The sequence below is a fragment of the Ruegeria sp. H7 genome (assembly GCF_056532945.1).
The window spans coordinates 948,999-962,284 of record NZ_JBQFNZ010000001.1 but is presented as its reverse complement, the minus strand read 5'-3'; the positions used below and the strand labels follow the sequence as shown (position 1 = coordinate 962,284).

9 protein-coding genes are annotated in these 13,286 nt (G+C 61.3%); 8 read left to right on the top strand and 1 reads right to left on the bottom strand.

The window, feature by feature from the left end:
* Nucleotides 1–133: 133 nt before the first annotated feature.
* Genes xylF through xylA form a run of 4 tightly spaced genes read left to right on the top strand, consistent with a single transcriptional unit; the run spans nucleotide 134 to nucleotide 4,632 of the window.
* Nucleotides 134–1,153 carry a D-xylose ABC transporter substrate-binding protein gene (gene xylF / locus ACR0AC_RS04525; RefSeq protein WP_170521563.1) on the top strand — a complete coding sequence of 340 codons (1,020 nt, stop codon included), beginning with the start codon at nucleotides 134–136 and terminating at the stop codon, nucleotides 1,151–1,153.
* A 60-nt stretch (nucleotides 1,154–1,213) separates the two neighbouring features.
* Nucleotides 1,214–2,512, top strand: coding sequence for a sugar ABC transporter permease (locus ACR0AC_RS04520; RefSeq protein ID WP_480872108.1), 1,299 nt, complete (start codon nucleotides 1,214–1,216; stop codon nucleotides 2,510–2,512).
* A complete protein-coding gene (locus ACR0AC_RS04515; RefSeq protein WP_170452837.1) occupies nucleotides 2,512–3,315 on the top strand; it encodes an ATP-binding cassette domain-containing protein in 804 nt (267 codons plus the stop codon). Before ACR0AC_RS04520 ends, ACR0AC_RS04515 begins: the two co-directional genes overlap by 1 nt.
* A gap of 9 nt (nucleotides 3,316–3,324) precedes the next feature.
* A complete protein-coding gene (gene xylA, locus ACR0AC_RS04510; protein ID WP_480872107.1) occupies nucleotides 3,325–4,632 on the top strand; it encodes a xylose isomerase in 1,308 nt (435 codons plus the stop codon).
* Nucleotides 4,633–4,666: 34 nt separating this feature from the next.
* On the opposite strand, the gene ACR0AC_RS04505 is transcribed toward xylA, so the two are convergent.
* The gene (locus tag ACR0AC_RS04505; protein ID WP_480626394.1) at nucleotides 4,667–5,527 is read right to left on the bottom strand and encodes a LysR family transcriptional regulator; all 861 of its coding nucleotides are present in this window, start codon (nucleotides 5,525–5,527) and stop codon (nucleotides 4,667–4,669) included.
* A gap of 109 nt (nucleotides 5,528–5,636) precedes the next feature.
* On the opposite strand from ACR0AC_RS04505, the gene ACR0AC_RS04500 reads away from it, so the two are divergent.
* From ACR0AC_RS04500 to ACR0AC_RS04485, 4 genes are read left to right on the top strand one after another with little or no spacing between them, the layout of a single operon-like run.
* Complete coding sequence (locus ACR0AC_RS04500; protein WP_480872105.1) at nucleotides 5,637–7,181, top strand: trimethylamine methyltransferase family protein; 1,545 nt, start codon at nucleotides 5,637–5,639, stop codon at nucleotides 7,179–7,181.
* Nucleotides 7,178–8,467, top strand: coding sequence for an aspartate aminotransferase family protein (locus ACR0AC_RS04495; RefSeq protein ID WP_480872103.1), 1,290 nt, complete (start codon nucleotides 7,178–7,180; stop codon nucleotides 8,465–8,467). The genes ACR0AC_RS04500 and ACR0AC_RS04495 overlap by 4 nt, the downstream gene beginning before the upstream one ends.
* Nucleotides 8,464–10,875 (top strand): GcvT family protein, encoded by a 2,412-nt coding sequence (locus ACR0AC_RS04490; RefSeq protein WP_480872101.1) that lies wholly within the window; start codon nucleotides 8,464–8,466, stop codon nucleotides 10,873–10,875. The genes ACR0AC_RS04495 and ACR0AC_RS04490 overlap by 4 nt, the downstream gene beginning before the upstream one ends.
* Nucleotides 10,872–13,283: an FAD-dependent oxidoreductase gene (locus ACR0AC_RS04485; RefSeq protein WP_480872099.1), complete on the top strand. Its 2,412-nt coding sequence runs from the start codon at nucleotides 10,872–10,874 to the stop codon at nucleotides 13,281–13,283. Before ACR0AC_RS04490 ends, ACR0AC_RS04485 begins: the two co-directional genes overlap by 4 nt.
* The last annotated feature ends 3 nt before the right edge of the window (nucleotides 13,284–13,286 follow it).

Sequence of the window (13,286 nt, the reverse complement as noted above, 5' to 3'; positions counted from 1 at the left end):
GCCGTTGGCCCAATCTATTTGAAATTGCCGCTTTCTTGTAGAGTAAATATTTTACCCACTGAAATAAATATGGTATTCAAAATTGTGAGAGCCGCGAATCGAGATTCGATGGCTCGGCAAATGGGAGGAAATCATGAAAAGAATTCTCAGCTTCTCGGCTGCGGCCACCTTGTTGGCTTCTGCTGCCTTCGCAGAGCCGGTGGTCGGCGTAAGCTGGTCCAACTTTCAGGAAGAGCGATGGAAGACGGACGAAGCAGCCATCAAATCAGCGCTGGAAGCGGGTGGTGCTGAATACATCTCATCTGATGCGCAGTCGTCATCCGCCAAGCAGCTTTCGGATATTGAAAGCCTGATCGCACAGGGCGTGGACGCGTTGATCATTCTGGCGCAAGACGCGCAGGCCATCGGGCCGGCGGTTCAGGCTGCGGCTGACGAAGGTATCCCGGTGATTGCCTATGACCGTCTGATCGAGGATGACCGGGCCTTTTACCTGACCTTCGACAATGTCGAGGTCGGCCGCATGCAGGCCCGCGCCGTCTTTGATGCCATGCCCAAGGGCAATTACGTGATGATCAAGGGGTCCCCCACCGATCCAAACGCCGATTTCCTGCGGGGCGGTCAGCAAGAGATCATAGGTGCGGCGGTGGACAGCGGTGACATCGTCATCGTTGGTGAGGCCTATACCGACGGCTGGTTACCTGCGAATGCGCAGCGCAACATGGAACAGATCCTGACGGCCAATGAAAACAACGTGGACGCGGTTGTTGCGTCGAATGACGGCACAGCAGGCGGTGTTGTTGCCGCGCTGACGGCGCAGGGCATGGAGGGTATTCCGGTATCCGGGCAGGACGGCGATCATGCAGCGCTGAACCGGGTTGCACTTGGAACACAGACTGTCTCGGTCTGGAAGGATGCCCGTGAACTGGGCAAAGCCGCCGGTGAAATTGCAGTTGCGCTGAGCAGTGGCACAAGCCCTGCAGACGTGGATGGTGTGGTCAGCTGGACATCGCCGGGCGGCACCGAGATGAACTCGGTCTTCCTTGCTCCGGTCCCGATTACCAAGGATAACCTGTCCGTTGTCGTGGATGCGGGCTGGATTTCGCAGGAAGCGCTGTGTCAGGGCGTCGAAAACGGACCTGCCCCCTGTAACTAAACCACTCAGCCCCTGGCCCTGTTTGGGCCGGGGGTACTTGCTGAAAATGAAAGATCGGAAATGACCGAAACTTCGTCTCAGCCGATACCTGAAAAGGCAAAACCCAGCCTGTTCCAGCAACTGGAACTGGATATGCGGCTTTTGGGCATGATCGGCGCGTTTGTCATCCTGTGCATCGGGTTCAACATCGTCACCGACGGACGGTTCCTGACCCCGCGCAACCTGTTCAACCTGTCCATCCAGACGGTTTCAGTGGCGATCATGGCCTGCGGGATGGTGTTCATCATCGTCACGCGGCATATCGACCTGTCAGTCGGGGCGTTGCTGGCGACAACCTCGGCGGTTATGGCAATGACACAGACCGAACTGCTGCCGCACATGCTGGGGATGGGTTTGAACAATCCGGCAACATGGGCGATTACCATAGTGATCGGTCTGTTCGCGGGCACGCTGATCGGTGCATTTCACGGCTGGTTGGTCGGCTATCTCACGATCCCGGCCTTTATTGTCACCCTTGGTGGTTTTCTGGTCTGGCGAAACGTGGCCTGGTACCTGACCAGCGGTCAGACCATTGGCCCGCTGGACAGCACCTTCCTTATGTTCGGCGGCACAAATGGAACCCTGGGCACAACGGTAAGCTGGCTGTTCGGGCTGTTCGCCACCGCAATCGCCATCTGGGCCTTGTGGAGCGGACGGCGCGCAAAATCCGCGCACGGGTTTCCTGTCAAACCCGTCTGGGCTGAAAGCACACTGGCCGGGATCATCGCTGTCGCGATCCTTGGCTATGTATACATTGTCAACAGCTACGCCATTCCCACGCGCCGCCTGGAACGCATGTTCGAAGCACGCGGAGAGACGATGCCCGAAGGGTTGGTTGTTGGCTACGGTATCCCGATCTCGGTCCTCATCCTGATCATCGTTGCGGTCATCCTAACAGTTGTGGCCCGGAAAACCCGGTTCGGCCGCTATATCTTTGCCACTGGAGGCAACCCGGACGCGGCAGAGCTTTCAGGTATCAACACACGCCTGCTGACCGTGAAGATTTTCGCGCTGATGGGTTTCCTGTGCGCCGTATCCGCCGTGGTCGCCTCGGCGCGGCTGGCGAACCATTCGAACGACATCGGCACGCTGGATGAACTGAGAGTTATCGCGGCGGCGGTGATCGGCGGGACCGCCTTGTCCGGTGGCATCGGTACCATATACGGCGCGATCCTTGGCGCATTGATCATGCAGGCGCTTCAGTCCGGCATGGCCATGGTTGGCGTTGACGCGCCGTTCCAGAACATCGTGGTCGGCAGCGTTCTTGTGCTGGCCGTCTATATCGACATCGTCTACCGCAAGCGACTGGGGGCAAAGTGATGCAAGCTCAGGACACGCAGAAAACGCCCTCAACATCCGCTCGCGGAACCGGTGCGCCGCCCTTGGTCGAAATGCGCGACATTTCGATTTCCTTCGGGGGGATCAAGGCGGTCGATCATGTATCGGTCGATCTTTACCCCGGCGAAGTCGTTGGCTTGCTTGGCCATAACGGGGCCGGGAAATCGACGCTGATCAAGGTGCTTTCGGGTGCCTATCAAATGGATCATGGCGAGATCCTGATTGATGGCAATCCGGTTGAGATCAACAACCCACGTGATGCGCGGGCGAATAATATCGAGACCATCTACCAGACCCTCGCGCTGGCCGATAATCTGGATGCAACGTCGAACCTGTTTCTGGGGCGCGAGATGACGACGCCCTTCGGGCTGGTCAACGACGCCGCCATGGAGGCTGAATGCCGAAAGATCATGGCGCAGCTTAACCCGAATTTTCAGAAGTTCAGCGATCCGGTGTCCGCGCTGTCGGGCGGTCAAAGGCAGTCTGTGGCGATTGCACGGGCCGTCTATTTCAATGCCCGCATCCTGATCATGGATGAACCCACAGCGGCGCTTGGCCCGCATGAAACGCAGATGGTCGCGGACCTGATCCACCAGTTGAAGGCGCAGGGCATCGGGATATTCCTGATTGATCACGACGTGCACGCGGTTATGGATCTGTGCGACCGCGCCTCGGTGATGAAAAACGGGAAACTGGTGGGAACTGTCGATATCGCAGACGTCACCGATGACGATCTTTTGTCGATGATCATTCTGGGCAAACAGCCCGGTCAGAAGGCGGACTAGGGGGCAGGAATGAAAAGCGGATTTTTCGACGGGATCGAACAGATCAAGTTCGAGGGTACGGACAGCAAAAACCCCTTGGCCTTCCGCCACTACGACCCGGATGAGATTGTCATGGGCAAACGCATGGAAGATCATCTGCGATTTGCGGTCGCCTGGTGGCATTCTTTCGCGTGGGAGGGCGGAGACCCCTTTGGTGGTCCCACGTTCGAACGCCCTTGGCATCCGCAGGACGATATGGGCCGGGCCCGTATGAAGGCGGATATCGCATTCGAATTGTTCGAGCTTTTGGGCCAGCCCTTCTTTTGCTGGCACGACGCCGATATCCGGCCCGAACAGGGCAATTTTGCCGACAATCTGAGAACGCTGGAAGACATCACCGACTATATCGGTGAAAAGATGCAGGCGTCCGGCACCCGACTGCTGTGGGGGACGGCCAATATGTTCAGCCACCGACGCTGGATGGCCGGGGCCAGCACCAATCCCGATCCCGACGTGTTCGCGTTTGCGGCTGCAACAGTGAAATCGTGCATGGACGCAACCCACAAGCTGGGCGGCGAAAACTATGTCCTCTGGGGTGGCCGCGAAGGCTATGAGACCCTGCTGAATACCGACCTGAAGACTGAACTGGACCATATGGGCCGGTTTCTGAACATGGTCGTGGAATACAAACACAAGATCGGCTTCAAGGGTGCCATTCTTGTCGAACCCAAACCGCAGGAGCCGTCCAAGCACCAGTACGACTATGACGCTGCAACCTGCATCGGGTTTCTGCGGAAATACGGGTTGGAGGACGAGGTGAAGCTGAACCTCGAACAGGGACACGCAATCCTTGCCGGTCATAGCTTTGAACACGAGATCGCAGTTGCAGCGGCCGAGGGTATGCTGGGGTCCATCGACATGAACCGAAACGACTATCAGTCGGGTTGGGACACGGATCAATTCCCCAATAACGCGCCCGAGGTGGCCTTGGCCTACTACTACATTCTGAAAGCGGGCGGCTTTACAACCGGCGGCACGAATTTCGACGCCAAAATCCGCCGTCAGTCGATTGATGCAGAAGACCTTGTCGCCGCGCATGTCGGTGGCATGGATATTTGCGCCCGAGGTCTCAGGGCCGCTGCAGTAATGATCGAAGACGGGGGCTTGGAGGCTGCGCTTTCTGACAGGTATTCCAATTGGAGTTCACCCGCAGCGCAAGCTATGTTGAACAGCAGCCTCGATGACATTGCCGCCCGAGTCTTGCGGGATGGGATCAACCCAGAACCACATTCAGGGCGTCAGGAGATGCTGGAGAATTATGTGAACAGGTTTGTGTGACGACCACAATTGCACGCGCTACGAGCCGCAAACATCAGCCCGCAAGCCAGTCCACGACTTTCTGCACCTCCCGCCTCACGGGGCGGCTGCCGCGCACCTCGACGAAATAGGCATGTGTGGGGGGGATGCTTTCATCGAAAAGGCGAACGACCCGTGCCTCGGCAAGGTCCTGATCAATCAGCGGCAGCCAGCCGATCACGATCCCTTGCCCCTCGGCAGCACCGCGCAGCAGGGCGTTTGCGTCCTGGAAAATCGAACCGCGCAGCCGGTTTGGGACGGGCACGTTCATGGCTGCGAACCAATCCAGCCATCCCCAGTGGTTCCTTTGGTGCAGCAGGGGTAAATTCAGCAGGTCTTTCGGGTTCTCAATGGGTCCGTGGGTGTCAAGAAATGACTTGGACGCAATGGCGACGGGGCTGAGCTCAAGTAACTTGATCGCGTCACCCGATGTCTCGGCCATGCGGTCCCAGCGGATCACGATGTCGAGGTTTTCCCGCACGCTTGTTCCGGGTTCGAAAGTGGGCAGAACCTCAAGCTCGATATCCGCGTGAGAGGCCCAGAAATCGCTGATCTTTGGCATCAGCCAGCGCGCGGTGAAAATCGGGCCGGCCGCCAGCCGGACCACTTTGCGGGACCGGCGGTGGAGCGTGCGCACCGCTTCGTCCAATATCCCGAAGGCCTGTGCGGCGGCGTTTGCAAGCCGTTCGCCGTCTTCGGTCAGTGTGACATCCCGACCGCTGCGCGTGAACAGCTTGGTGCCAAGCTGATCTTCCAGTCCGCGAATATGGTGGCTGATCGCCGTCGGGGTGACTGACAAGGCTTCGGACGCGGCGCGAAAACTGCCCAGCCGGGCGGCGGCCTCAAAGGCGCGCAGGGCGGGAAGGGACGGTTTCATGTCAGGCCTATAGAGTAGTTTTACTCATCTATTGCTGAGTAAGCTGCCTTTGTAAACGTGTTCCGGATATGAAAGCCTGATCTCGACGAAAAGCAAACTTCATGAGTCGATGGTCAAACCCAGCCGCCGCCGAGGTCGCAAAGACCGGCTGAAGGACACCCTGCAAAGCGAAGGCTCTCTGCCTGTCTGGCCGGGGGTCATGGGCGGTCGTCTCAAACCGCTTTCCCCGGATGAGGTGGCGTTGGTCGAAAGCTCTGCCTTTGCATTGCTGGAAACGCTTGGTCTAAGTCAGGCCACCCCGTCGATGATCGACAAGGTTGTTGCGGCGGGCGGTGTGCGGACGGGTGACGGGCGGTTGCTGTTTCCGCCCGATCTGGTGTGTTGGGCGATTGATGGGGCGCAACGCGGGTTCTCGCTGTGTGGCCAGCACCCCGACCGCGACCTTAAAAACGAAGGATCGCGGGTGCATATGTCAACCGGCGGGGCTGCTCCGGGGGTGTTCGACCTTAACACGCACGAGTATCGCGATTCCACGTTGCAGGACCTCTATGATGCGGCCCGGATCGTGGATCAGATGGACAATATCCATCATTTCAGCCGGTCGGTTGTGGCGCGGGATATCGAGGACCCCGCTGTGATGGACCTTAATACCGCTTATGCCTGTCTGGCGGGCACGTCCAAGCATGTGTCGATCTCGATCACTGAACCGCAGAACGTCGCCCAGATCGCCCAGCTTTGCTACAGCATCGCAGGCAGTGAGGCCGCATTTCGCGCCCGCCCGTTTCTTACCGTCATGGTCTGCCACGTGGTCCCGCCGATGCGCTTCGCCGAAGAGGCCTGCCAGGTGTTGGACCTTGCGATCAGGGCAGGTTTTCCCGTTCAACTGATCAGCGCCGGTCAGGCCGGGGCGACCAGCCCGGCGACGATTGCTGGGTCGCTGGTGCAGGCGGTCGCGGAAACTCTGGCCGGGCTGGTTTTCGCGCGGTTGGTCGATCCCGAGGTCAAGGCGATCTTTGCGCCCAAACCGCTTGTGGCTGATCTGCGCACCGGATCCATGAGTGGCGGCGGCGGCGAGCAGGCGATCCTGATGGCGGGGGCGGCGCAGATGGGGCGGCACTGGGATTTGCCTACCAGCTCGATCGCCGGGATCACCGATGCCAAGCGGCTGGACGCCCAATACGGTGCCGAGAAATCTCTGGCCGTGACCATGGCCGCCCATGCGGGGTCGAACATCGTCACGCAGGCGGCGGGCATGATGTCGAGCCTTCTGGGTGTCAGCCACGCCGCATATGTCAGCGACAACGATCTGCTGGGCAACATCCTGCGCACCATTCGCGGGATCGAGGCCACGCCGGAAAACATCGCTGCAGATGTCATTGCGGATGTGTGCCGGGGCGAGGGTCATTATCTGGGCGAAATGCACACGTTCAGCCGGATGAAGTCGGACTATTTCTACCCCGAAATCGGCGACCGTCGGGCCCCGCGTGACTGGGAGGAACACGGCGGACAAAGGATCGGCGACGTCGCCCGCGAACGGGCGCGCGAGATCCTGAACAGCCACTTCCCGGCGCATATCCCCGATCACATCGACCGCAGCTTGCGAGGCAGTTTTGACATCCGTCTGACACGGACCCAAATCGGACGACCTGAATGAAGAATTCTGACCTCAGCCAGCGCGCCCGTGCGGCCCTTCCGGGCGGTGTCAGCCACGAATTGCGCTATCGCGACCCGCATCCCGTCTACATCGAGCGTGCGCAGGGGGCCGAGAAGTGGGACAGTGAAGGCCGCCGCTATATCGATTTCAAGATGGGCAGCGCCAGCCAACTGCTGGGCCATGGTCATCCTGCGATCATCGAGGCGATCAGACAGCAGGCCGGACAGTCGATCTTCAGTGCCGATTGTCACGAGGCTGAAATCCTCTGGGCCGATTGGGTCAATCAGTTATACCCCTGCGCCGAGCGTACGAGGTTCACCGCGTCTGGCAGCGAGGCGACAATGCTCGCCTTGCGTCTGGGCCGCGCGTATTCCGGCAAGGATCACGTGCTGCGTGTGGATGGGCATTACCACGGCTGGCACGACCACGCGCTCAAAGGTGCGAAACCGGGAACAAATCAAGCCGCGTCGCTGGGCGTACCAGAGGCGGTGAATGAGTTGATCCATGTCTGCGCGGCAAACCCCGGCGCGATGGCAGACGCGCTGCAGGATGATCGTATCGGAACGGTCATCATCGAGGCGTCCGGGGCGAACTATGGATCGGTTCCATTGTCGACCGCGACATTGCGGGCACTGCACGACGTGGCGCGGGCGGCGGGTGTGGTGCTGATCTTTGATGAGATCATCACCGGGTTCCGCTGGTCCCCCGGCGGGCGACAGGCCCGAGACGCCATCGTGCCCGACCTGACAACGCTGGCCAAGATCGTCACCGGCGGTCTGCCGGGCGGTGCGGTCTGCGGCCGGGTCGAGATCATGGAGTTGATGAACAACGCGACCATGCGCGACGGCATCGCACCGGCGGTCAGTCATAAGGGCACGTTCAATGCCTCACCGCTGGTGGCCGCCGCAGCCTGCGCCGCAATGCCGTTGCTGGCCAGTGGCGAGGCTCAGGCCAAGGCCGATGCGATGGCGGCGCGGATGCGGGACGGCATGAATGCCGCTCTGGCCGATCTGGGCGTTGCCGGTGTGGCCTATGGCGACAGCTCGGTCTTTCATGTGTTCTTTGGTCGACACTCTCTGGACGGTCTTGGCCCGGCTCAGATACGTGGCTTGCCCAAAACCACGGTCAAAGCCTATCGCGACGGATTGCTGGCACGCGGGGTGGATATGATGTCCTACACGTCCGGTGTCACCTCGGCGGCGCATGAGCCGGACATGATTTATGAGGCGCTGGAGGCGTTTCGCGCCACGCTGTCCGACATGATCCGCGACGGGGTACTGCCATGACGCTGCCATCCCATGCCCGCACGGTCATCATCGGCGGCGGCGTCATCGGCTGTTCCATCGCCTATCATCTGGCGCGCGAAGGGCGCACGGATATCGTGGTGCTCGAACGCTCGAAACTGACCAGCGGCACGTCGTGGCACGCCGCCGGTCTGGTGCGTCGCCTGCGGCCCTCTGCAACTCTGACCAAGCTGATCAACTATTCGATCGACCTCTATGGCGCGTTGGAGCGCGAGACGGGCCAAGCCACCGGCTGGACCCAGACCGGGTCGCTGACGTTGGCCACCAACCCGGACCGGCTGACCAATATCAAACGGCAGGTCTCGCTGGGCCGTGCCTTTGGCCTTGAGGCCGAGGTGATCGATGCCGCCCGCGCGAAAGAACTATGGCCGCTGATCGAAACCGATGACGTGATCGGCGCGGTCTGGTCCCCGGCGGATGGGCGGGTGAACCCCTCGGACGTGGCACTGGCGCTGTCAAAAGGGGCGCGGGCACGAGGGGTGCGGATTTTCGAGGATACCGCCGTCACCGGCTTGCGGAAAAAGGCCGGGCGTATCTCGGGTGTAGCGGTGGGGGATCATTTGATCGAGGCCGACGAGGTGGTGATCGCCTGTGGCCTCTGGTCCCGCGAGGTGGCGGCGATGGCCGGTGCCCATATGCCGCTTTATGCCTGCGAGCATTTCTACATCCTGACCAAACCCCTGCCCGAGGTGCAGGCGCTTGGCAAAGGGGCACATCTGCCGACGCTGAACGATCAGGACGCGTTCCTGTATGCCCGCGACGATGTCGAGGGGCTTTTGGTGGGCTGCTTTGAACCCAACGCCAAGGGTCTGCCTCTGAACCGTTTGCCCGAGGGTTTCAGCTTTGACCTGCTGGATGAGGATTGGGATCATTTCATGCCGATGATGGAGAACGCCCTGCGTCGGATTCCCGCGCTGGAGCGGGCCGAAGTGCGGATGCTGCTGAACGGACCCGAGAGCTTTACCCTCGACAGTCAGTTCATGCTGGGCGAAAGCCCCGAGGTGCCGGGCCTGTTCCTGATGGGGGGCATGAACTCAACCGGCATTGCGCTGGCTGGCGGCGCGGGCAAGGCGATGGCCGAATGGATCATCGCAGGCGAGCCGACCATGGAGTTGAACGAGGCCGATATTCGCCGGTTCAGCCCCGAGATGAACGTGCTGGGCGCGTTGGAGGCCCGCATCCCCGAAGTGCTGGGCCGCCATTACGACAACCCCTATCCGGGTCGGGCCATGGACAGCGCCGGCGGTCAGCGACGCTCACCCATTCACGCCGGTCTGGTGGCTGCGGGGGCACAGTTTGAATCGCGCGGCGGCTGGGAACGCGCCGTGCATTTCGGCGGCAAGGCCGCGCATCTGCCTTTGACATTCGGTGTGCCCGCGTGGCGCGATCAGGTCGGGGCCGAGGTCGAGGCCTGCCGCAACGGTGCCGCCATTCTGGATCAATCCGCCTTTGGCAAGATCATGGTACAGGGGCCGGACGCTTACGCCTTTCTGAACCGTCTCTGCGCGGCGCAGATGGATATGCCCGACGGGCGCATCGCCTACAGCCAAATCCTGAACGCACGCGGCGGGGTGGAAAGCGATCTGACCGTTCAGCGCCACGGCCCCGAGACCTATCTGCTGATCACCGGCACGGGCGAGGTCGTGCGCGTCCTCAAGCGTATGCGCGAGACACGGGGCGATTTCCGGGTGGAATTCATCGATGTGACCAGCGGGTATGCCATTTTGGGACTGGCCGGGGCACGGGCGCGCTCCGTGTTGCAAGCAACCTCGAACATGCTGGTCCCTGATCTGAAGCGCTTTCACTTCGCGCCGGTCGAAATCGGCCTTGCACGCGGTTGGGCGGGGCGGCTGAGCTTTACCGGCGAAGAGGGGTACGAGCTTTATATCCAGGCCGACATGGCCATGGCCGCGTATGAGGCGCTGGTAGCTGCCGGGGCCAGCCATGCGGGTCTTTACGCCAGCGGCAGCCTTCGCATCGAAAGCGGGTTCCGCGCTTTCGGGCACGAGCTGACCCCCGGCACCACCCCGCACGAGGCCGGTCTGGACGCATTCTGCGCCATGGGCACCGGGTTTGTGGGCGAAGAGGCGTTGCGGGATCACACGCCCGCACGCCGGATCGTTTCGCTGTTATTCGATGACCCGGATGCGATCCCGATCCATGACGAGCCTGTCTATTTCGAAGGGAAGGTCGCGGGCCAGATCACCTCTGCCGCGTGGAGTTACCGGTTCGGCCGATCTGTTGCGCTGGCAATGATCTCGGGCGCGCCGAGATTTTTCGACGAAAAATCTTCCTCCGCAGATGGCACATGGGCGGTAGAGGTGGAAATCGCCTGCACCCGCTTTACCGCCCGCGCCGCCCCGAAACCCGCCAAAGAGGCATTCCAATGAGTGATACGACCCGCACCACTCAGGTCGCGATCATCGGCGGCGGGATCATGGGCGTCGCCGCCCAGTTTCAACTGGCCGAAAACGGCTGGACCGACACGATCCTGTTCGAAAAGGCAGAACTGACTTCCGGTTCCACATGGCATGCGGCGGGCCAGATCGCCCATGCGGTCGGCAGTCGGATCGCGGGCTGGATCAACAAGACCTCGATCGAGACCTACAAGCGCGTCGAGGCAGAGACCGGCCAGAGCATCGGCTGGCATCAGGTCGGCGGCTTCCGGATCGCCACCACCGATGATGAGGTCGACTGGATGAAGTCGATTATGGGGGTCGGCAGGCTGCTGGACCTGCCGATGGAACTGGTCGGGCCCGAGGAAGTGGCCAAAGGCAACCCCTTCTACCGGACCTCTGACATCAAGGCCGCCGTGCAGACCTTTGAAGACGGCCATATCGACCCATCCGGTGTCACCATGGCGCTGGCCGCCGCCTCCCGCGCGCGTGGGGCCAGGATCGAGCGGCATACCCGCGTCACCGGCGCATCGCGCAAGGGTGATATGTGGCGTCTGGCGACGGAAAAGGGTGATGTTCTCGCCCAGCATGTGGTGATCGCCGCAGGCTCGTACGCCAATCAGGTGGGGGAATGGTTCGGGCTGAAAATCCCGTCGGTGTCTTGCCTGCATCATTATCTGGTCACGGATACGGTGCCCGAATTTCAGGACCGTTCCGAACTGCCCGTCATGCGCGACAATGCCTTTGGCGGTTATATCCGGCAGGAGCAGAAATCGGGCCTGATCGGGATTTACGAAGGCCATGTCTGCCCTACGGTCTGGGAAATGCCGCAAGGCGCGCCATGGGCAGCGGAGAATGAGCTGTTCGAGGTCGATTACGACTCGATTGGCGATTTTCTGATGGTGGCGCTCGATAAGATGCCCGTGCTGGCCGAACTGGGGATCAGGCGCGTGGTGCGCGGGGCGATCACCCATACGCCGGATGGCGGGATGCTGGTGGGGCCGTCGGGTGCGCCAAATGTCTGGCTGTCCTGCGGGTCTTCCATCGGGCTCGCATGGGGCGGTGGGGCTGGCAAGGTGCTGGCCGACTGGATGGTGCATGGCGAAACCCAGATCAACACCCGTGGGATGGACCCGCGCCGCTATGGCGACTTCAGCACCGACAATTTCATCGTCGAGCGCACCAAGGACGAGTTCATGCGCCGCCATGACACGCCCTGCCCCGGCAAGCAGTTCGACAGCCTGCGCCCGCTGAACCGCCATCCGCTTTATGACCGGCTGGCCGCCAAGGGCGCGGTGTTTGGTGAGGTCGCTGGCTGGGAGCGCCCGCGCTATTTCGGTGCGGTGGGTGAGGTCGAGCAGATCGGCTGGGGCCACCAGACCTGGCATCAAAACGCCATGGCCGAGGCCAAAGCCACACGCGCCGCCGCTGGCGTGATCGACCTCTGCGCCTTTGCCCAGTTCGAGATCACCGGCAAGGATGCGGGCGCCTTGCTCGACCGGCTGTCGGCCAACAAAATCCCCGCCACAGACGGGCGGATGAGCCTGAACCACCTGTTGACTCCGAAGGGCAGGTTCGAGACCGAAATCACCATCTGGCGCATCGCCAATGGTCGCTATTTCACCGGTTCCGCCATCGCGCGGGCGAACCCGGATTTTGACTGGATCAAATCCCATATCCGACCCGGTGAAGACGTGCAGATGGTCAATCGCAGCGCCGATTGGGGGATGCTGTCCCTGTCCGGCCCGGCGTCACGCCGGATCATGTCGGAACTGACCGAGGCTGACCTCGGCAACGCTGCCTTTCCCTGGCTGTCGGGGCAAGAGATCACCGTTGCAGGCATCCCCTGCTATGCGCTGCGGGTGTCTTTTGTGGGTGAGCTCGGGTGGGAGTTGCACGTGCCGCTGGACCGGATCGGTGCGCTCTATGATGCGCTGTTTGAGGCTGGTGCCACGCACGGGCTGGTCGATCTGGGTTCTTACGCGTTCAACGGGATGCGGATGGAGAAAGCCTATCGCGCAAGTGGCGAGCTGACCACGGATGTTGGTCCGTTCGACGTTGGCCTTGACCGCTTTGTCCGCGCCGAAGGTCGCGATTTCATCGGCAAGGATGCCCTTTTGGCCCGCGACCCGGATTGGCAGCTCTTCTATGCGGAACTCCGTGCCGACGGCATCGACATTCACGGCGGCGAGCCCGTGTTGCTGAATGGCATGCCCGTTGGTCTGACCACCTCGGGCGGGTATGGCTATACGGTGGGCAAGTCGCTGGGCTGGCTGTTCGTGCGCAAAGGCACCCCGCGCGATGGCCTCAGCGTGCAAATCCTGAACCGTGCCATCCCCGTGACCGTTCATGACGACGCCCTGTTTGACCCACAAAACCTGAGACCCCGATCCGAGGACTAGACC